At 62.0% G+C, this 19,849-nt stretch carries 15 protein-coding genes and 1 pseudogene; 14 read left to right on the top strand and 2 right to left on the bottom strand.

The window, feature by feature from the left end; translation table 11 throughout:
- Positions 1 to 121: 121 nt before the first annotated feature.
- Positions 122 to 1,360, bottom strand: a complete 1,239-nt coding sequence (locus F3Y30_RS24585; protein WP_203426898.1) for a saccharopine dehydrogenase family protein — start codon at positions 1,358 to 1,360, stop codon at positions 122 to 124.
- 55 nt (positions 1,361 to 1,415) lie between these two features.
- On the bottom strand, positions 1,416 to 2,516 hold the full coding sequence (locus F3Y30_RS24580; protein WP_203426897.1) for a carboxynorspermidine decarboxylase: 1,101 nt from the start codon (positions 2,514 to 2,516) through the stop codon (positions 1,416 to 1,418).
- 669 nt (positions 2,517 to 3,185) lie between these two features.
- On the opposite strand from F3Y30_RS24580, the gene F3Y30_RS24575 reads away from it, so the two are divergent.
- The 14 genes and pseudogenes from F3Y30_RS24575 (at position 3,186) to F3Y30_RS24510 (ending at position 19,839) form a co-directional block, all read left to right on the top strand.
- The gene (locus F3Y30_RS24575; RefSeq protein ID WP_203426896.1) at positions 3,186 to 3,884 is read left to right on the top strand and encodes a GntR family transcriptional regulator; all 699 of its coding nucleotides are present in this window, start codon (positions 3,186 to 3,188) and stop codon (positions 3,882 to 3,884) included.
- Between the two features lie 281 nt (positions 3,885 to 4,165).
- Complete coding sequence (locus F3Y30_RS24570) at positions 4,166 to 5,707, top strand: ABC transporter ATP-binding protein (RefSeq protein ID WP_203426895.1); 1,542 nt, start codon at positions 4,166 to 4,168, stop codon at positions 5,705 to 5,707.
- Entirely contained in the window at positions 5,697 to 6,773 is a 1,077-nt protein-coding gene (locus tag F3Y30_RS24565) for an ABC transporter permease (RefSeq protein WP_203426894.1), read from the top strand. The genes F3Y30_RS24570 and F3Y30_RS24565 overlap by 11 nt, the downstream gene beginning before the upstream one ends.
- Positions 6,773 to 7,693: an ABC transporter permease gene (locus F3Y30_RS24560; RefSeq protein WP_203427633.1), complete on the top strand. Its 921-nt coding sequence runs from the start codon at positions 6,773 to 6,775 to the stop codon at positions 7,691 to 7,693. Before F3Y30_RS24565 ends, F3Y30_RS24560 begins: the two co-directional genes overlap by 1 nt.
- A gap of 59 nt (positions 7,694 to 7,752) precedes the next feature.
- Positions 7,753 to 8,853, top strand: coding sequence for a BMP family ABC transporter substrate-binding protein (locus F3Y30_RS24555; RefSeq protein WP_203426893.1), 1,101 nt, complete (start codon positions 7,753 to 7,755; stop codon positions 8,851 to 8,853).
- 67 nt (positions 8,854 to 8,920) lie between these two features.
- Entirely contained in the window at positions 8,921 to 10,120 is a 1,200-nt protein-coding gene (locus F3Y30_RS24550) for an amidohydrolase family protein (RefSeq protein WP_203426892.1), read from the top strand.
- Positions 10,121 to 10,173: 53 nt separating this feature from the next.
- Positions 10,174 to 11,697 (top strand): gamma-glutamyltransferase family protein, encoded by a 1,524-nt coding sequence (locus F3Y30_RS24545; protein ID WP_203427632.1) that lies wholly within the window; start codon positions 10,174 to 10,176, stop codon positions 11,695 to 11,697.
- A gap of 9 nt (positions 11,698 to 11,706) precedes the next feature.
- Positions 11,707 to 12,947, top strand: a pseudogene (locus F3Y30_RS24540) (amidohydrolase family protein).
- 279 nt (positions 12,948 to 13,226) lie between these two features.
- Positions 13,227 to 14,396 (top strand): transporter substrate-binding domain-containing protein, encoded by a 1,170-nt coding sequence (locus F3Y30_RS24535; protein WP_203426891.1) that lies wholly within the window; start codon positions 13,227 to 13,229, stop codon positions 14,394 to 14,396.
- On the top strand, positions 14,393 to 14,983 hold the full coding sequence (locus F3Y30_RS24530; protein ID WP_203426890.1) for an ANTAR domain-containing protein: 591 nt from the start codon (positions 14,393 to 14,395) through the stop codon (positions 14,981 to 14,983). Before F3Y30_RS24535 ends, F3Y30_RS24530 begins: the two co-directional genes overlap by 4 nt.
- A gap of 36 nt (positions 14,984 to 15,019) precedes the next feature.
- Complete coding sequence (locus F3Y30_RS24525; protein ID WP_203426889.1) at positions 15,020 to 15,922, top strand: proline iminopeptidase-family hydrolase; 903 nt, start codon at positions 15,020 to 15,022, stop codon at positions 15,920 to 15,922.
- Between the two features lie 63 nt (positions 15,923 to 15,985).
- Entirely contained in the window at positions 15,986 to 17,683 is a 1,698-nt protein-coding gene (locus F3Y30_RS24520; RefSeq protein ID WP_203426888.1) for an ABC transporter substrate-binding protein, read from the top strand.
- 137 nt (positions 17,684 to 17,820) lie between these two features.
- Positions 17,821 to 18,858 (top strand): ABC transporter permease, encoded by a 1,038-nt coding sequence (locus tag F3Y30_RS24515; RefSeq protein ID WP_203426887.1) that lies wholly within the window; start codon positions 17,821 to 17,823, stop codon positions 18,856 to 18,858.
- A gap of 9 nt (positions 18,859 to 18,867) precedes the next feature.
- A complete protein-coding gene (locus tag F3Y30_RS24510) occupies positions 18,868 to 19,839 on the top strand; it encodes an ABC transporter permease (RefSeq protein WP_203426886.1) in 972 nt (323 codons plus the stop codon).
- Positions 19,840 to 19,849 lie beyond the last annotated feature (10 nt).

Below are 19,849 nucleotides of genomic sequence, written 5' to 3'. Positions count from 1 at the left end.
AATAAATATCTGTATTTATTTGCTAAAACGTTCTTGGTGCGTGTCTTTCAGACCGCTCTTCGCCCGAACTGCACCGACCCATCGGGCCGGTGCAGTCTTGCTCTCGTCAGGCGACGGTGGTTCAGAAGCTGACCGGACGGTCGCCTTCTTCGTCCTTGATGCGTGTCGGGAGGCCGATGCGGTTCAGGAGGTTGATGAACGGCTTGGGCGGCAGTTCCTCGACATTGACCATCTTCTTCGCATCCCACTCGCCAGTGGCGACCAGCATGGCGGCTGCGACCGGAGGAACGCCGGCGGTGTAGGAGATGCCCTGCGAGCCGACTTCGTTATAGGCTTCCTTGTGGTCCGCGACGTTGTAGATGAACACCGTGCGTTCCTTGCCGTCCTTGATGCCCTTCACGAAGTCGCCGATGCAGGTCTTGCCTTCGTAGTTGGGGGCGAGCGAAGCCGGGTCGGGCAGGCAGGCCTTGACGACCTTGAGCGGCACCACTTCGGAACCGTCGGCCAGCTTCACCGGCTGTTCGGAAAGGAGACCGATCGACTTCAGGACGGTGAAGACGTTGATGTAGTGATCGCCGAAGCCCATCCAGAAGCGCACGTCGGCGCCGTCCATGTACTTTGCCAGCGAATGCACTTCGTCATGGCCGCAGAGATAGGCGCGGCGGGTGCCGACGACCGGCAGGTCGTAGTCCTTGCCGATCTCGAACATCTTGTTCACCTGCCACTCGCCCTTCTGCCAGGAGTAGACGACGCCGGTAAACTCACGGAAGTTGATTTCCGGGTCGAAGTTGGTGGCGAAGTACTTGCCGTGGCTGCCGGCATTGATGTCGACGATATCGACGTCGGTGACCTTGTCGAGATACTCGTCCTTGGCGAGACGCGCATAGGCGTTGACGACGCCCGGATCGAAGCCGGCGCCGAGGACGGCGGTGATGCCCTTTTCCTCGCATTCGGCGGCGCGCTTCCACTCGTAGTTCCCGTACCACGGCGGGGTCTCGCAGATCTTGTTCGGCTCTTCGTGGATCGCGGTGTCGATATAGGCGACTCCGGTATCCATGCAGGCGCGCAGCACCGACATGTTGAGGAACGCGGTGCCGACGTTGATGATGATCTGGCTGCCGGTCTTGGTGATGAGCGCCTTCGTGGCCTCGATGTCGAGGGCGTCGAGCGCATGCGCTTCAAGCACGCCTGGCTGCTTCATCGCCTTCTTCTCGTGGACCGAGGCGATGATGGCATCGCATTTCGACTTGGTGCGTGAAGCGATGTGGATGTCGCCGAGCACGTCGTTGTTCTGCGCGCACTTGTGCGCGACGACCTGGGCGACGCCACCGGCGCCGATGATAAGCACGTTCTTTTTCATTATGGGGACCAACTCCTTCAAGTCCAATCGTCAGAAGCCTGCTGAGCCCTGTGGCTCAGGAAAGGCTGTGTTCGTAGTCCGCGTAGTCGAATTCGCGGACCGTCCTGAGGCTGCCATCCAGTTCCCGGATGGCGATTGCCGGCATTTTCACGCCGTTAAACCAGTTTTTCTTGACCATCGTGTATCCGGCGGTGTCCTGGATCGAGATCCTGTCGCCGACATTGAGCTCGTTCGGAAAATCGAACTCGCCGAAGATGTCGCCGGCCAGGCAGGACTTGCCGCAGACCATGTACCGGTGCGGTCCCTGGTTGGGGTGGACCTTTGCGTTTTCACGATAGATCAGAAGATCCAGCATGTGCGCTTCGATGGACGAATCCACCACGACAAGGTCCTTGCCGTTGTAAAGCTTGTCGAGCACGGTAACTTCCAGCGTGGTCGACTTGGTGATCGAGGCTTCGCCGGGCTCCAGGTACACCTGCACATCGTATTCGCCGGAGAAGCGCTTCAGGCGCTCGGCGAATTTTTCCAGCGGATAGTTTTCGCCGGTGAAGTGGATGCCGCCGCCGAGGCTGATCCAGTCCGCCTTCTTCAGGAGTGGGCCGAACTTCTCCTCGATCTGACCGAGCATGCGGTCGAACAGGTCGAAGTCGCCGTTCTCGCAGTTGTTATGGATCATGAAGCCGGAGACCAGGTCCATGACCGGTTCGACCTGCTTGAGATCCCACTCGCCAAGGCGCGAGAATGGGCGAGCTGGATCGGCGAGGTCGAAGCTCGACGAGGAAACGCCCGGGTTGAGGCGCAGACCGCGGATGATGCCGGAGGACTGCTTCTCGAAGCGCTGGAGCTGACCGATCGTGTTGAAGATGATCTTGTCGGCATGGGAGACGACCTCATCGATTTCATAATCGGCATAGGCAACCGAATAGGCGTGAGTCTCCTTCCCGAAGCGCTCGTGCCCGAGGCGAACCTCGTTGAGCGAGGATGAGGTCGTGCCATCCATGTACTCGCGCATAAGGTCGAAGACAGACCAGGTGGCGAAGCACTTCAAGGCGAGCAGGGCTTTGGCGCCGGAGAGTTCGCGCAGCCGCGCGATCTTCTCCATGTTTTGCAGGAGCTTGGACTTGTCGATCAGGTAGTAGGGCGTGGTGAGATGCATTTGAATTTGCCTGTTCGTGTGCGTTTTGGCTGCAAGGCTCGCCACCGGACCGTATCGGCGGGAGCGATGCGTCGGACCGTCTGGCGCGAAAGCGCAGCCGGTTCCGGTCCATCATGAATGGGAGAGGGCGCTTTACGTCGGAAGTGACGGCTGAGCGCGGCGGTTGGACAGCGCTTTGGCGCTGTTTCCTCGATTGCGCATCTGCGGCCGAAACAGGTCGAAGATCTGCGACATCATGGCCGTGCGCGGTTGGCCCGGCATCGGCAGACGTAGTTCGCTCGACCGCACCGCTATGGCGCGAGTCATGAAGAATTCTTCCGTTCGGGGGCATCAATCGAGCCCATCCCCGATTGGAAGAGGGCGTCGCTCGACATGGCGTCCTCTCCAACCAGCAGATGAAACCTGCAACAATGCGGGGGCTCTAACACATCATGGCCGCCGAATTCAACAGACCTCCACTGCAAAAGACCTTTCGGCGCCGGAACTTTCGGTCTGCGGGTGAATCCAGAGGAAGTCGAAGGCATATGATCCGCGCCGGAAAACAGCTGCTCGCCGGAAGCAACGCTCGGCGTTATGGTCGACCTGCGTCGTATTCCGGCGGATGAGTGCCTTGTTGTATGCCGCATGTCAGTCTAACGTATACTGAAACCAAGCCCAATGTGAAACCGCATGTCATCAAACTCCGACCGGGTGGACATCGCCCACCGCACCCTCCGCCAGGCGATCATCGAACAGGCCCTCAAAGCCGGCACCAAGCTGCCCGAAGACGAAATCGGCCGGCATTTCTCCATGAGCCGGACGCTGGTCCGTGCGGTCCTGGCGAAGTTGGAGGCGCAGGGCCTGGTCGATATGTATCACAAGCGCACGGCAACGGTCGCGCAGCCGAGCCTCGAGGAGGCGCGGGATGCCTTTGCCGTCCGGCGTGCCCTCGAGCGCGAGGTCATGAAAAGCGTGATGCGGCGCTGGAGCCCGGCAACGGAGAGCATTCTTCGCGACCACGTGAAGGAGGAGGAGGCCGCGCATGCCAAGGGCGACGTGCGGCTTTCCACCCGACTGGCAGGGGAGTTCCACCTGAAGCTCGCTGAGCTTTCCGGCAATGCGCTCCTCGATCGCTACCTTTCGGAGCTGGTCTCGCGTTGCTCGCTGATTCTCGCCATGTATAGCCGCCCGCATTCCAGCGAATGCGCGATCAGCGAGCATTCCGCACTGATCCAGGCGCTGCGCGACGGCGACGTTGAGGTCGCCGAGCGGCTGATGGACGAGCACCTCTCGTCGGTCGAGAGCAGAGCCCTTATTGCTGACGATCTCGGCGCAGAGCCGGATCTGGGATCCATCCTTTCGCGATATCTGAGCCGCACCGAGCTCTGACGCAGCCGTAACTTGCCGAGGGTGGCGACTGACCGCCATCACATGACGGCGCATTTTCAATCAAGTATACAAGAATCTGCCTAATAAGTAGACTTGGCTGACGTTTCCGGTTGTCACCCGAAGCGGCCTGCGGTCGTCGCGTGAGCCGAGAATTGTTATTTTTCCACGTGTTTTCAGCGGACTGTATCCATTGATGTAAACCATCTGGATGCGTCGATACGAATTGGCATTGGTATTGCATACATGATGATGATAATCATGTAGACATAAGATTGCTTATCATGTCGCCAACAATGCCTGCCGAAAATCGTCTCGAACTGCGCTCCATACGCAAGGTCTATCCTGCGGTGGTTGCGAACGATGGAATCGACCTAAGGGTCGCCGCTGGTGAGATCCATGCCGTCGTTGGAGAGAACGGCGCCGGCAAGTCAACGCTGATGAAGATCATCTACGGCATGGTGCGGCCGGACTCCGGCGACATGTTGTGGAACGGCAAGGAGGTGAAGATCGGTTCGCCCGCCGATGCCCAGCGTCTCGGGATCGGCATGGTCTTCCAGCATTTCGCACTTTTCGACACGCTGACGGTTGCCGAGAACATCGCGCTCGCAATGTCTGATCGCCCGCAGATTGACTTGCTTTCCAGACGCATCCGCGACGTCGCAACGCGCTACGGTCTGCCCGTTGATCCCGATCGCCACATTTACACGATGTCGGTGGGGGAGCGTCAACGCGTCGAGATCATCCGCGCGCTCCTCCAGGATCCGCAGCTCCTGATCCTTGACGAACCGACCTCGGTGCTCACGCCGCAGGCAGTGGAAACGCTCTTCGTCACGCTTAGACAGATCGCAGCCGCCGGCTGCAGTATTCTCTATATCAGCCACAAGCTGAACGAGATCCAGTCGCTCTGCCACCGGGCGACGATCCTGCGCGCCGGCCGTGTCACCGGCCTGTGCGATCCGAGCGGCGAGAGCGCCGCCTCACTTGCCCGGATGATGACGGGTGCCGATCTGCAAGGGCTTTCCGACCGCGCTGCGGTTTCAGGCGGGATCGCGCGCCTGGAGGTCCGGAACCTTTCGCTTCCAACGAACGATCCATTCGGTACCGCGTTGAGCGGGATAGACCTGTCGGTGCGCGGCGGCGAGATCCTGGGAATTGCGGGTGTTTCCGGCAACGGCCAGCGCGAACTACTGGCGGCGCTATCGGGGGAATCTGTTCTCTCCGATTACGACGCGATCCGGATCGATGGGCAACCCGCAGCGCACCTCGATCCCTACCAGCGCAGGGCGCTTGGCCTGTGTTCCGTTCCCGAGGACCGTCTCGGCCAGGGCTCCGTTCCCTCCTTGCCGCTGTCGGAGAACGTACTCCTGACGGCGAACCGCGACGGCACGATTCGGGGCGGCTTCATCCGTTTCGACCGGATTGCAGCCTTTGCCGAACGCTGCATCCGCAGTTTTGATGTGCGCTGTGGCGGCCCCGCGGCGGCGGCCGGAAGTCTCTCCGGCGGCAACCTACAGAAATTCATCATCGGCCGGGAGATCCTGCAGGAGCCGCGCGTGCTCGTCGTCTCTCAGCCCACCTGGGGCGTGGACGTCGGCGCGGCGCTGATAATCCGCCAGGCTCTGCTGGACCTGAGGGACCGGGGCGCGGCGATCCTCGTCATTTCGGAAGAGCTCGATGAACTCTTCGAAATCGCCGATCGCATTGCCGTTATCGCCAGCGGCCGCCTGACCGAAGCGCGCCCGAGGCAGGTCGTGACCCGCGACGAGATCGGCATCGCGATGGCCGGCAACGCCCGCACGAAGGAGCTCGCCGATGCGATTTGAAGCCCGCCCCAATCCCTCGCGGCTGATGGTATGGCTGTCGCCGCTCGTTGCGCTCGCGATGACCGCGATCGTTGCCATGGCGCTCTTTGCGGCGGCCGGACATCCGCCCCTTGAGGCCTTGGCCACATTCCTTTCAGCACCTCTCGCGGACATGTATGGCGTCGGCGAACTCCTGATCAAGGCCGCACCGCTGGTGCTGATCGCGGTCGGCCTTTCGATCGGCTTCCGCGCCGGCATCTGGAACGTTGGGGCAGAAGGCCAGCTCACCGTCGGCGCCATCTTCGCCGGCTACGTCGCGCTCCACTACGGACCCACCGGAGCAGCCTGGGTGTTGCCGGCGATGGTGGTCGCGGGTGCGATTGGCGGGATTGCCTGGGCCGCAATCCCGGCGGTCCTCCGCACACGGTTCAACGCAAGCGAGATCCTTGTGAGCCTCATGCTGAACTATGTGGCTGCGTTGTGGCTCTCATGGCTGATCTTCGGGTCCTGGCGTGATCCGGCGGGTTTCAACTTCCCCCAGTCGGAGCCACTCGCGCCGGCAGCACTCTTCCCGATCCTGCTCGAGGGAACGCGCGCCAATGTAAGCATCCTCTTTGCAATCGTCGCCGTCGTTGCCGGCTGGGTTTTCATGGAGCGCACGTTTGCCGGTTTTCGCCTCAAGGTGACGGGACTTTCCGAAGGTGCTGCCCGCTATGCCGGCTTCGGCGTGAAGCATGCGGTCTGGACCGGCTTGCTGGTCAGCGGCGCGGTGGCAGGTATCGCCGGCGTCGGCGAGATCGCCGGCCCGCTCGGCCAGATCTTTCCGACGGCTTCCCCGGGCTATGGCTACGCCGCAATCATCGTCGCGTTTCTCGGCCGGTTGAATCCGATCGGCATCCTTCTCTCCGGCCTCCTGATGGCGCTCCTCTACCTCGCCGGCGACCTTGCCCAGATGTCGCTCGGAATGCCGTCCTCGATCACCGGTTTGCTGCAGAGCACGCTGCTCTTCTTCCTGCTCGCAAGCGACGTGCTCGTTCAGTTCCGCATCCGTTTCCGCCAATCCGCCAGCGAGAGTGCTTCCGCATGATGGACCAGTTTGTTCCGATCCTTGTCGCCACGCTGGTGGCTGGCACGCCGCTTGTCTACGCCGCTCTCGGCGAACTCGTCGTCGAGCGGTCCGGCGTGCTCAACATGGGCGTCGAGGGCATGATGGTCATCGGTGCCGTGGTCGCGTTCATCGTGATGTCGGCGACCGGGAGCCTCTGGATCGCGATTCTTGCCGCCATGCTCGCCGCGATGCTGCTGTCGCTCATGTTCTCCGTGCTTGCCGTCAGCTTCCGCGCCAATCAGGTGGCGGTGGGCCTTGCGCTGACGATCTTCGGCATCAGCCTCGGCTCCTACCTCGGCAAGTCCTATGTCGGCATGGCGATCGTCGTGGAGCCCTCGTCCCTGAGCGCGATGGCCGCGGGTATTCCTCTACTCGGCGCCGTGCTGGGAGAACTGCATCCGCTCGTCTGGCTGTCCTGGCTCCTTTTCGCAGCGGTGTGGTTCTTCCTCTATCGCAGCCGGACCGGGCTGATCCTTCGCGCGATCGGCGAATCTCCAACCGCTGCCCGGGCGCTCGGCTATCCGGTCGTTGTGATCCGATACCTCGCTGGTCTTTTCGGCGGAGCAATGGCCGGTGTCGCCGGTGCCTATGTTTCTATCGTCTATACCTCGCTCTGGACCGAGGGGCTGATTGCCGGCCGCGGCTGGATCGCCGTCGCCCTCGTAGTCTTCGCGACATGGCGGCCCGGGCGCTGCTTTCTCGGCGCCTACCTTTTCGGGGGCGCAACCATTGCGCAGCTCTTTGCACAGAGCGCGGGTATCGGCCTGCCCTCCGAGCTGATGTCGGCGCTCCCCTATCTCGTCACCATCCTCGTGCTGGTGCTGATCTCCCGCAACGCCGCGCTGATGCGCCTCAGCATCCCCGCCTCCCTCGGTAAGCCCTTCGCATCCGAAGGCTGACCACCACTGCCGCATGCCCGACGACCAACACAATGACGAACCATATGAGAGGAACCAACATGACGACATTTTCCAGACGTGATTTCCTGAAGACCAGTGCCGCGGCGTCGCTCGCCCTCGGTGCCGGGATCAAGCCGCTCATCGCCGCCGACGAGGTCCTCAAAGTAGGGGTGATCCATATGGGTGCGATTTCCGATACCGGTTGGGAGTACTTTCAGGCCAACGCCTGGCGTGCGCTCGAAAAGGAGTTCCCGGAGAAGGTCAAGGTCACAGTGCTCGAGAACATTGCACAGGTCCAGGATTGCGAGCGGCTCTTCCGCCAGCTCTCCTCGCAGGGTCACAAGCTGATCTTCGGCACGACTTTCTCTCAGTACGCATCGCTCAAGAAGCTCGCGCCCGCGCTGACGAATTCGCATTTCGAGTGCTGCGCCGGGATTGACGCAGGCGACAACCTCGGCGTCTTCGAAGCGCGTCACTATGAAGGCACCTACCTCACCGGTATCGCCGCCGGCCGCATGACGAAGACGAATGTGCTCGGCTGGGTCGGGGCGTTCCCGGTGCCGCAGGTCATCTACAGCCTCAACGCATTTCTTCTCGGCGCCCGCAGCGTCAATCCCGATGTTGTGCTCAAGGTTGTCTGGGCGAATGCCTGGGTTGATCCGGCGAAGGAAAAGGATGCCGTCGCGGCTCTCATCGCGCAGGGCGCCGACGTGTTGTCCGGCAGCCCGAACACGCCGGTCCAGGGGTTGGCGGCCGAAGAGAAGGGCGTATGGTCGATCGGCAGCACTGGCGATTTTTCGGCATATGTGAAGAAGAAGCAGCTGGTTTCGTTCGAGCTCGACTGGAGCTACGCGCACATCAATGCGGCCAAGGCCGTCATGGCCGGCAACTGGGAGCCGTCCAGCCGTTGGCTGGGCCTGGGCGAGGGCGGTTTCGTCAAGATGACGACGAGCAGCCCGGATCTCCCGGAAACCGTTGCGGCAGAGATGAAGGCTGCGGAAGCCGAAATCATCAGCGGCAAACGCAAGCCCTTCTCGGGCGAAATCAAGGATCAGTCGGGCACGGTCCGCGTGGCGTCCGGGCAGTCCCTGCCAGACGCGGAAATCAAGGGCATGACCTGGCTTGTCGAAGGCGTCCAGGGCACGCTGCCGCAGAACTAGTCACTCCGCCGGGTCCCGCGGTTCGCGGGGCCCGGCCAACACTATACAAATTGCAAGGGAGGTGCCCATGGGCACGATTGAAACGCTTTTCACGAATGCGAAGCTCGCAGACGGTTCGCTCACCAACATCGGCGTCGCCGGCGGCCGCATCGTGTCGATTGCGCCGGCGGGTTCCGCAGTCCCGGCATCGGCCGTTCACGACATCGCCGGCCAATTGCTCGTACCGAGCTTCGTTGAGGGGCATATCCATCTCGACACGAGTTTCTATGGAGATGCGTGGATACCGCACAAGCCCTGCACGGACGGTTTCGACGTCCATGAACGCGTCGCCTTCCAGGCAGAGAACATGGCGCAGGCGGCTCCGATGGACGAGCGGGCGCGCAATCAGCTCGATCTGTGCGTGTCGAACGGCACGCTGCAGATGCGCAGCCATGTCATGGTCGACGGTACTGTCGGACTGAAGTCGCTCGAAGCGATCCTGAATGTCCGGGACGAATACAAGGGCATCATCGATATCCAACTCGTCGCCTTTCCCCAAAGCGGCATTCTCAAGAGCCCCGGAACGCCAGAGCTTCTCGACGAAGCGATCGGGCTCGGCGCGGATCTCGTCGGCGGCCTCGATCCGGCAAGCTTCGACCGTGATCCGAAGGGGCACCTCGACGTGGTCTTCGGGGTCGCCGAGAAACGCGGCGTAGACGTCGACATCCACCTCCATGACGCAGGTACGCTCGGCGCCTTCACGATCGAGGAAATCTGCACGCGGACCGTGGCGCTCGGTATGCAGGGCCATGTCGCCGTCAGCCATGCCTATGGACTGGGCGATCTCGCACCGGACGCACAGCGGCGGATTGCGGCGCGTATCGCCAAGAGCGGTGTGTCGATCATGACCAACGCGCCCGGCAACCACAATTTCCCTCCGGTGGCAATTTTGCGCTCCGAAGGGGTGACGGTCTTCAGCGGCAGCGACAACATCCGTGACTCATGGTGGCCCTATGGCGACGGCGACATGCTGCGCCGCGCCGAGATCATCGGCTACCGCTCCGGCTTCTACACCGACCCGGAACTCGCTTCGGCCTTCGACGTGGTGACGGCGTCGGGCGCAAAGGCGCTGCGGCTGGAAGGCTACGGTATCGCGGTCGGCGCCAAGGCGGACTTCGTCACGCTCGCCGCCACGCATGTTCCGGAAGCGGTGGTCGCCGTTCCGAAGGGCCGCAAGGTCTTCAAGGAAGGGCGCCTCGTCGCCGAAAACGGTGCGGTGATCCGGTGAACACGGCGCTGCCGCCGCTCGGCCGAACAGAGAGCGCCGTCTCGCGGAAGGGGATGGTAACAAGCCCGCATGCCCGCGCAAGCGAGGCGGGTGCCGCCGTGCTCCGCCGCGGCGGCAATGCCATCGAGGCGCTCGTCGCCGCAGGCGCGTCGCTCTCGGTGCTCTATCCCCATTTCTGCGGCCTCGGCGGGGACGCAGTCTGGATGGTGGCCGATCGCGGCGGCGACGTAAGCGCATATCTCGGCATCGGGCAGGCAGGGGAGCGGGTCGAAGGGATCAGCGAGATCGCAGCCCGAGGACCCGGCTCGGCTCTCACCACCGCCTGCCTCGTGGATAGCTGGGACGCTCTGCTTTCGCATTCTGCCGCGCGGTGGAACGGAAATCTGACGCTCGCGACCCTGCTCGAAGATGCAATCGGATTGGCGGAGGAGGGCTTCGAGGTGAGCCCCTCACAGCGCTTCTGGCATGCTTTCCGCCGTGGTGAGAGTTCGAAATGGCCCGGTTTCGACGAACTCTTTGTAGCTGACGGCATTCAGCGGCAGCCGCAGCTTGCGCAAACCCTTGAGGCCATCGGCCGGCAGGGCCCGCGCGAGTTCTACGAGGGTGAACTGGCGGTGCGGCTGGCACAGGGCCTTGCAGCAGCCGGCTCGCCGCTGACCGCCGCCGATCTGGCGAAGACCCGGACAAAGGTGGAAAAGCCGCTTTCTCTCACCTATCGCGATCACACACTGTTCGCGCCACCGCCGCCGACCCAGGGTGCCACGACGCTTGCGATCATGGGCGTACTGCAGCACCTGTCCGTTTCGAACGAGGCGCCGGACAGCGCTCAATTCTACCACTGCCTCATCGAGGCGGTGAAGCAGGCCTTTCTCGATCGGCAGCGCATAGCCGATCCCGACTTTGCCGAAGTGGATACTGCCGGGCTTCTTGATTGCGACCGGTTGGTCGCCAAGGCGAAGTCGGTCGACCCGGCAAGGGCGATGTCGTGGCCGCACGCCTACCGCCAAGGGGACACGGCCTTTCTCGCGGCGGTCGATGCACAAGGCAGGTCGGCCTGTGTGCTCCAGAGCATCTACTACGACTGGGGCAGCGGCGTTGTGGTAGGCGACACCGGGGTTCTCTGGCAGAACCGGGGCTCAGCCTTCAGTCTCGATCCGCACAGTCCCAATCGCCTCGAGCCGGGCAAGAGACCGTTCTACACGCTCAATCCGGGGATCGCGCTCAAGAACGGCCGGCCTCATCTGGTCTATGGCACACAAGGAGCCGATGGGCAGCCTCAGACACTTGCGCTGCTGCTTAGCCTCCTGATCGACCATGGCCTCGATCCGGCAGCCGCACTCTCCCGTCCCCGCTTCCTGCTCGGAAAGACATTTTCCGACCGTCGCGACACCCTGAAGCTGGAGGAGAACCTTGGCTCCGGCTGCGTCGACGCATTGTCCGAGAAGGGACATGAGGTCGCCCTGATCGATGCCTTCAGCCAACTTGGCGGCCAGGCCGGCATCATCAGGATAGCGGACGATGGCGGGATGGACGGTGCACACGATCCCCGCAGTGATGGCTGCGCCATAGGTCTCTAGAGTTCTTCCATGTCCTTCGATCTCATCATCCGCAACGCCCGCATCGACGAAACAGGCCCTCTGGTCGACATAGCCGTCGTCGGCGGAAAGATAGCCGCTGTTGGATCCGGTTTCTGCTGCGAGGCGGTGGAGGAGGCCGATGCGGCAGGCCGCTTCGCCTTTCCGGGCTTCGTCGATAGCCACATCCATCTGGACAAGGCCTGCATTCTCGATCGCTGTTCTGTCTGCGAGGGAACCCTTGCCGAGGCGATCCGCGAGACGGCAAACGCCAAGGCCGGGTTCGAGGAGGGCGACGTCTATGCACGCGCCGCCCGGGTGGTCGAGAGGGCGATCAGCCATGGAACGACGCGCATGCGAACCTTCGTCGAAATCGATCCGCGGACGGAGTTCCGGTCCTTCGATGCGATCAGGCGCATCAAGGCGGACTATGCTTTCGCTGTCGACATCGAGATCTGTGCCTTCGCGCAGGACGGCCTGACGAACGAGCCCGAGACGCTCGCCCTGCTCGACCGGGCGCTGTCCGATGGGGCCGACCTCCTCGGGGCTGCCCTTACACCGATCCGGATCCCCGGCGTCATGTCGAGCTTGTGTTCGAGCTGGCTGAAAAGCATGACGTGGCCGTGGATTTTCACCTGGACTTCGACCTCGATCCGGCGAACACCAACCTGCCGGCGGTGATTGCGGAGACCGTGAAAAGAGGCTGGCAGGGGCGGGTCGCGATCGGCCACGTCACCAACCTCTCCGCCATGGCGCCAGAAGATGTTGCGACGGTATCCATCCAGTTGGCCGAGGCCGGCATTGCGCTTACCGTTCTGCCGGCCACCGACCTCTTCCTCAACGGTCGCAACCACGACCGGCTGGTGCCGCGGGGCGTGGCTCCCGCCCACCTTCTTGCCGCCGCTGGGGTTGTCGCGTCCATTGCCACGAACAATGTCCTCAATCCGTTCACGCCGTTCGGTGACGCATCCCTTGTCCGCATGGCGAACCTTTACGCCATCGTCGCGCAGCTATCCCGGCCGGCCGACACCGCTGCCGTCTTCGATATGGTAAGCAGTGCCGCCGCGCGCTTGCTGGGTGCGCCTTACGGGCTGAAGGTGGGAATGGACGCGGACATCGTTCTGCTCGACTGCACCGGTCCGGACGCCGCAGTACGGGAACCGGCGACCGTTTCCGCCGGTTGGAAGCGAGGCCGCAAGAGCTTTGAAAATGGCCCGCGTGTCATTCACCGACTGCCCTGCAAGGTCGCCTGACGAGGAGGTGAGGGTGTCTCGTTCTCCGTGCGAATGTTCGTCCGCTCGATGGCGCCGCCTCGAAAATCTGCGATCAGTCTGGCGTGGTGTTCTTGTATGAAAAATAGGCTGGAATTCGTCTTGACTACAAATTAGGCCTGCACTAGCGTTGACCACAACATGGCGTTGAACGCCGAAGGCAATAGGGCCCCGTATCCGCACTTCCTGCGGACGGGGCTTTTTTGTTGCCTTTCGGATGAGGGACGCGCCGACCGCCACACCTGGGTAATCGTGACTGTGATGAACCGCAGCAGAGTGCCGATTTCAATTCTCTACTCCACCACGGGCTCCTATGCCGCGTTGGGTCGGGATGCCGTCGCCGGGGCGATGGCGGCAATCTCGGAAATCAACGTGGACGGACGCTACGATTTTCAGTTCGAGCCCTCTTTCGATGATCCGGGCGGGGATGCTGAGCGTTATGCCCAGATGGCCGAGGCGGCGATCAGGCAGAAGTCCTGTCGGCATATCGTCGGGACGATCACCTCATGGAGCCGCAAGGAAGTGCTGCCGGTGATCGAGCGCCACGGCGCGCTGCTCTGGTATGCCTTCCCCTATGAGGGATACGAGGCAAGTGACCGCGTGGTCTACCTCGGGGCCTGTCCGAACCAGCATCTTCTGCCCTTGTTCGACTACGCAATGCCCGAGTACGGAAAACGCCCGTATTTCGTTGGCTCCAACTACATCTGGGGCTGGGAAATCGGCCGCATCGCGCGGGAGATCACTGAAGCCGCAGGCGGTGAAGTTGTCGGCGAACGTTTCATGCCGCTCGGATGCGTGGACGCCGAACATATCATCGCAGACATCAGACAGAAGAAACCCGACTTCGTATTCAGCTGTCTTGTCGGTGCGTCGAGCACCGCCTTCATCAAGGCCTATGCCGAACTACGCGAACGCGATCCGGAGTTCGATGCTTCGCGTAGGCCGCTCGTGGCATGCAATCTCTCGGAAAGCGATCTCGAGGAACTCAGCCCTTTCGCCCGTACGGGGCACATCACCACGGCCATGTACTTCGATCAGTTGCCAAGTGAGGGAAACCTGGCCTTCAAGGCGAGACTTGCCGCCAACAACCGCGCCGGGCGCCATGTTCCCGAGTCCTTCGCCCTTGCCTATATGGCGGTGTCGATCCTCGCACAGGCCATCACAGATGCAGGGACCGACGATCCGGACGTGATCCGCAAGATCGTGACACAGCGCAATTTCGATACGCCACTCGGTCCGCTCGCGGTGGATCCGCGTACGCATCATGCGGATCTCAGGCCGTACATCGGGCGATCGAACGGGGATGGCGAGTTCGAGATCTTTTACAGCGCCGAGGCTCCCATCGCGGCAGATCCGTACTTGGTGCGATCGGTACGATCCGTTCACGGCAGCGGGAAAGCGTTGACGCCCGACCTGAAGGTGGTGAGATGACGCGCTTCCAAAGACCGACATTCTCCACGTGGCGCGCAGTGATCCTTCATCGCCCTCATCCTGCGGTCGATGCCCTCAGCCGACAACTTGAATCGCTGCACATCCGCGTCCGCGTGGTTTGGCCCCGGCTCGACGAACAGGATGCGCAGGCTGACGTGGTGTTCTTTGATGCCGACATGGGCCACGACGAGCAGTTTCCGTGGCCGAGCGGCTTCGCTCCGATGCCGTTGATCGCGCTCGTGGGCTCGGAAACCCCCGGTCGCGTCGAATGGGCGCTGGCGCAAGGATCGAATGCCCATCTCCTGAAGCCGATAGGCTCTACGGGTGCCTACAGTGCGCTCCTGATCGCGGCACATGCCTATGAGCGAGCGATCGCCGACGCAAACGTCATCCGCACGCTCGAGGCGCGCCTGAAGCAAAGACCGATCGTGGTCCGGGCGGTGATCCATCTCATGCAGAACGGATATGCGGGCGAGGTCGAGGCCTTCAAACGACTGCGCGCAGTCGCCATGGATTGGGGCATGACGATCGAGGAGGCCGCCGAGGCCATCTGCCGGAGCGATAAACGCACGCGCAACAGCGCATGAACAGGCGAACAACCAGAATACCTTTTGCACAATGGAGTGAATGACGTGTCGATTGTTGAAGGCTATGCACCCTATGGATCCTATCAGACCTGGTATCGGGTAACGGGTGACCTCAAGTCCGGAAAGCCGCCGCTCATCGTGGCCCACGGTGGACCGGGCTGCACTCATGACTATGTCGACAGTTTCAAAGACATCGCAGCGAGCGGTCGCGCGGTGATCCACTACGACCAGGTCGGCAACGGCAAGTCTACGCACCTGCCTGAAAAGGGCGGAGATTTCTGGACGGTCAATTTCTTCAAGAAGGAACTGCACAATCTCATTGACCATCTCGGGCTGCGTGGCGGCTACTGCTTGCTGGGCCAGTCCTGGGGCGGCATGCTCGGCGCCGAGTTCGCGGTGGATCGGCCGGCCGGCCTGAAAGCCCTGGTGATCGCGGATTCCCCCGCGTCGATGAAGACCTGGGTTTCAGAGGCGAACCGCCTTCGCGAGGAGCTTCCTGCCGAGGTCCAGGCCGCCCTCCTCAAGCATGAGGCGGCCGGAACCACCGACAGCGCCGAATACAAGCAGGCGACCGAGGTGTTCAATGCGCGCCACGTATGCCGCGTCGTTCCGGTGCCGCCGGAAGTGAAGCGCACCTTCGATGCAATCGAGGCAGATCCGACCGTCTACCACACGATGAACGGTCCCAACGAATTCCACGTTATCGGCACGATGAAGGAGTGGTCGATCGTCGGCCGGCTGTCCACGATCAATGTCGCGACATTGCTGATTTCCGGCGGGTACGATGAGGCCACCGAGGCCTGCGTCCAGCCGTTTGCCGATGAAATTCCGGATGTGCGCTGGCGGATTTTCGAAGAGTCCAGCCACATGCCGCATGTCGAGGAGCGCGAGGCCTGCATGGCCGAAGTCACCGCCTTCCTCGATGAGAAGGCGCCGTGAAAGAAGATCCGCCCCGCCGGTGCGGTTGAGCATGCCAAACAAGAACAGAGGGAACGAAAGACAATGACATCTACGATTTCGAGGATCTCACGATATGCCGGCGCGCTGTGCGCCGGCCTGCTCCTGGCGCAGACCGCGCTTTCGAGCCCGGCGCGCGCCGACGATCGCGCCCAGCTCATGGCGGAACACCGCGGCGGAACGATCACCCTTGCCGCGGTCTCGGCGGCCGGCACCGTCGACCCTGCCATCAACTACACTGCCCAGTTCTGGCAGATCTATCAGATGACCTATGATGGCCTGCTGAAGTTCAAGCAGGCTGGCGGCACGGAAGGCCTGAAGATCGTGCCCGCGATCGCCGAGGCGATGCCTGAGGTCAAGAACGACGGCAAGACCTATGTCTTCACGATCCGCAAGGGCATCAAGTTCTCGAACGGCAAGGACGTGACACCCTCGGATGTGCTGGCCTCCCTCCAGCGCATCTTCAAGGTCAAGGGGCCGACGACCGGCAGCTTCTTCAACGGCATCGTCGGGGCCGACAAATGCATTGAGAACGGCGACACCTGCACGCTTGACGGCGGCGTGATTGCCGACGACGCGGCCGGTACGGTGACCATCAATCTCGTCTCTCCCGATGCGGAGTTCTTCGCCAAGCTCGCTGTTCCGCATGCAAGCATTCTTCCGGCCGATGCCCCGACCCAGGATGCCGGCACGACGCCGATCCCGGGCACCGGCGCGTACATGATCGACAGCTACAATCCGAACGACAAGATGGTGCTCAAGCGCAATCCGCATTTCAAGGAATGGAGCGTAGACGCCCAGCCTGACGGATATGCCGACGAAATCGTCTACAAATTCGGGATGACCGAAGAGGCAGTGATCAACGCCATCATCAACGGGCAGATCGACTGGATGTTCGACACACCGCCGGCCGACCGTCTCCCCGAGATCGGCGCGAAGTACGCAGATCAGATCCGCATCGACCCGCTCGCCGCCTTCTGGTACGCGCCGATGAACACCAATCTGCCGCCCTTCAACAACGTCAAGGCCCGCCAGGCCCTGAACTACGCGCTGGACCGCGACGCCCTTGTCGGCCTGTTCGGAGGCGAAGTGCTCGCCCAGCCCACGTGCCAGATCCTGCCGCCCGATTTCCCGGGCCACACGGATGACTGCATCTATACCGTCGATCCCGGCCCGACCTGGTCGGAAGCGGACATGGACAAGGCCAAGCAACTGGTCGAGGAGTCGGGCACGAAGGGCCAGAAGGTGACCGTCATCGCCGAAGACAATGCTGTCTCGCGTTCGATCGGCACCTATATCCAGAGCGTGCTGAGCGAGCTGGGCTACGATGCCTCGATGAAGGCGATCTCGCCCAACATCCAGTTCACCTACATCCAGAACACCAGCAACAATGTCCAGATCAGCATCTCGCAGTGGTACATGGACTATCCGGCACCCTCTAACTTCCTCAATGTTCTGTTGTCTTGCGACAATTTCCATGAGGGCAGCGACTCGTCGATCAACATATCCGGCTACTGCAACAAGGACCTGGACGCCGAGATGAAGGCGGCCATGACTCTCTCCCTGACGGATCAGGACGCCGCCAACGCCAAGTGGGCGACGATCGACAAGGGCTTCATGGAACAGGCGCCTCTTGCACCCCTGTTCACACCGAAGAGCGTGAACTTCACCTCCGCGCGGCTCGGCAACTACGTGTTCAACAAACAGAACCGTTGGATCGTATCCCAGTCCTGGGTGAAGTAACTTGCCTCAACGACGCGACAAGCGTCCGGACGGCGGCATCGCAGCATGATGCCGCCGTCTGCTGCACGGAATCCCTGTATCTGAGGCACGGGTCCCGTTCAGTGCCTGCATCCCGAGTTTCTCCCGAAGGGCGTGAAATGAACGCAGTATCCCCAACAACGCCCGTGGCGACAGACAAGGCCGATGCGCTGACGCCGAGCGCGGGCTCTGGCCCTTGGCTGCGCGCATGGAAGCTTCTCAAGCGTGACAAGCCGACGGTGGCTGCAGCAGTCCTGCTTGTCATCATCATCCTGTCCAGCCTGGCCGCGCCACTCTACGCGCGCCACGTCGCCGGGACCGATCCATTCCGCTCCAATCTCAGCGGCAAGATCATGCTCGACGGCAAGAAGACCAAGATCATGCAACCCTCGACCGAAGGGCTCGGGCTGGGTGTGACGCCGATCGGGCCGACATGGACCGCACGCTACTTCCTGGGAGCGGATACCCAGGGGCGTGACGTCGCTGCGCGACTACTCTATGGCGGTCGAAATTCACTGGTGATTGCCGCGTCTGCCACGGGGATCTGTCTGGTGCTCGCGGCGCTGGTCGGGATATCCGCCGGCTTCTTCGGTGGCGCCGTAGACATGGTCCTGTCCCGTCTGCTCGAGATCCTCTGGGCGTTTCCCGTCTATCTCCTCGCCATCTCGCTCTCGATCGTTCTCATCTCGAAGGGGATCACGATTGGGCCTGTCGAGATCACCGCGGACAGCCTGCTGCTGCCAATCGGCATCATCGGCATCATCTATGTGCCCTATGTCGCCCGTCCGGTACGCGGCCGCGTGCTGGCGCTGAAGGAAGGCGAATTTGTGCTGGCGGCGGTCGGTCTCGGCATTCCCGCCTGGCGAATCCTGCTGAAAGATATCCTGCCGAATGTCTCGACCATGCTGATCGTCTTCATCCCCTTGATGATGGCGCTCAACATCGTCACGGAATCGGCGCTCTCCTTTCTCTCGATCGGGGTGCAGGCACCCGATGCGAGCTGGGGAACGATTATCCAGGACGGACAGACGCTGCTCTACACCCGCCCGGTCGTGGCGCTGGCCCCGGGTATCGCAATCGCTCTGACGGTGCTTGCGCTCAACGTTCTGGGCGACAGCATCCGCGATGCGCTCGACCCGCGCACCAAAATAGTCTGAGGGCGGGCAATGGTTTTCGCTATATTCCAACGACTGAGCCAGATGCTTTTCGTCATGTTCGGCATTTCGGCCCTGGTGTTCCTGATCTTCTTCGCGACGCCCGGCTCGGATCCGGCCGCACGCATCGCCGGACGCAATGCGTCGCAGGAAACGGTAGCTGCCGTGCGCCACGAATTTGGCTTCGACCGGCCCTTGCCGGTCCAGTACGTCATCATGATGAAGCGGCTATTCGTGACGCAGGACCTCACCTCTTTCGTCAATCGGGGAATGAGGATCGTACCCGAGGTCGTTGCCGCCGCGCCTGTGACCCTGGCGCTCGTGTTCGGAGCGGCCGTGCTCTGGTTGCTGGGCGGAATATCGGTCGGCGTCGTTGCCGCCATGACGCGCGACAGTCTGGTCGACCGCGGCCTGATGGTCCTGTCACTCATCGGCGTATCCATGCCCGTCTATTGGCTTGGCGAGGTCATGAACCTGATGTCGCAAAGCCGCCTTCACGACACCTGGCTGTTTTCCTGGGTGCCCGCGCTAGGTTACAAGCCGCTGTTCGAAGACCCGGCCGGCTGGTTCAAGACACTCATCATTCCCTGGTTCACGCTCGCGGCCCTCTATATCGGTATCTACGGGAGGGTTCTGCGCGCAAGCCTCGTAGAGGCCTATCAGGAAGATTTCATCCGTACTGCGCGCGCCAAGGGGCTGAGCCCGGCCAGGGTCATGCTCCGTCATGCGCTGCGAACCTCGCTCATTCCGTTCGTTACAATGTTCGGGCTCGATTTTGGTGCGCTGGTCGGCGGGTCGGCTTTGTTGACGGAAGTGGTGTTCGGCCTCAATGGCGTTGGCCGCCTGACCTACCAGGCGCTTCTTAACCTCGACCTACCGATGATCCTCGGGACAGTGATGTATGCGTCCTTCTTTGTCGTGCTCGCAAATGCCGTCGTCGACATCGTCTACGTCCTGATTGATCCGCGCGTGAGGGGGAACTGACCATGCAGCC

Origin of the sequence: Sinorhizobium sp. BG8 (genome assembly GCF_016864555.1) — a bacterium.
Taxonomy (GTDB): Bacteria; Pseudomonadota; Alphaproteobacteria; order Rhizobiales; family Rhizobiaceae; genus BG8.
Note: the sequence above shows the minus strand (reverse complement) of the source record. Positions and strands in the feature narration are given on the sequence as shown.

What these genes read in the sequence shown, in the direction of transcription:
- F3Y30_RS24520 (WP_203426888.1), top strand. Translation starts at nt 15,986, where the DNA reads ATGACATCTACGATTTCGAGGATCTCACGATATGCCGGCGCGCTGTGC.
- F3Y30_RS24545 (WP_203427632.1), top strand. Translation starts at nt 10,174, where the DNA reads ATGGTAACAAGCCCGCATGCCCGCGCAAGCGAGGCGGGTGCCGCCGTG.
- F3Y30_RS24510 (WP_203426886.1), top strand. Translation starts at nt 18,868, where the DNA reads ATGGTTTTCGCTATATTCCAACGACTGAGCCAGATGCTTTTCGTCATG.
- F3Y30_RS24560 (WP_203427633.1), top strand. Translation starts at nt 6,773, where the DNA reads ATGGACCAGTTTGTTCCGATCCTTGTCGCCACGCTGGTGGCTGGCACG.
- F3Y30_RS24585 (WP_203426898.1), bottom strand. Translation starts at nt 1,360, where the DNA reads ATGAAAAAGAACGTGCTTATCATCGGCGCCGGTGGCGTCGCCCAGGTC.
- F3Y30_RS24530 (WP_203426890.1), top strand. Translation starts at nt 14,393, where the DNA reads ATGACGCGCTTCCAAAGACCGACATTCTCCACGTGGCGCGCAGTGATC.
- F3Y30_RS24550 (WP_203426892.1), top strand. Translation starts at nt 8,921, where the DNA reads ATGGGCACGATTGAAACGCTTTTCACGAATGCGAAGCTCGCAGACGGT.
- F3Y30_RS24515 (WP_203426887.1), top strand. Translation starts at nt 17,821, where the DNA reads ATGAACGCAGTATCCCCAACAACGCCCGTGGCGACAGACAAGGCCGAT.
- F3Y30_RS24580 (WP_203426897.1), bottom strand. Translation starts at nt 2,516, where the DNA reads ATGCATCTCACCACGCCCTACTACCTGATCGACAAGTCCAAGCTCCTG.
- F3Y30_RS24570 (WP_203426895.1), top strand. Translation starts at nt 4,166, where the DNA reads ATGTCGCCAACAATGCCTGCCGAAAATCGTCTCGAACTGCGCTCCATA.
- F3Y30_RS24555 (WP_203426893.1), top strand. Translation starts at nt 7,753, where the DNA reads ATGACGACATTTTCCAGACGTGATTTCCTGAAGACCAGTGCCGCGGCG.
- F3Y30_RS24575 (WP_203426896.1), top strand. Translation starts at nt 3,186, where the DNA reads ATGTCATCAAACTCCGACCGGGTGGACATCGCCCACCGCACCCTCCGC.
- F3Y30_RS24535 (WP_203426891.1), top strand. Translation starts at nt 13,227, where the DNA reads ATGAACCGCAGCAGAGTGCCGATTTCAATTCTCTACTCCACCACGGGC.
- F3Y30_RS24565 (WP_203426894.1), top strand. Translation starts at nt 5,697, where the DNA reads ATGCGATTTGAAGCCCGCCCCAATCCCTCGCGGCTGATGGTATGGCTG.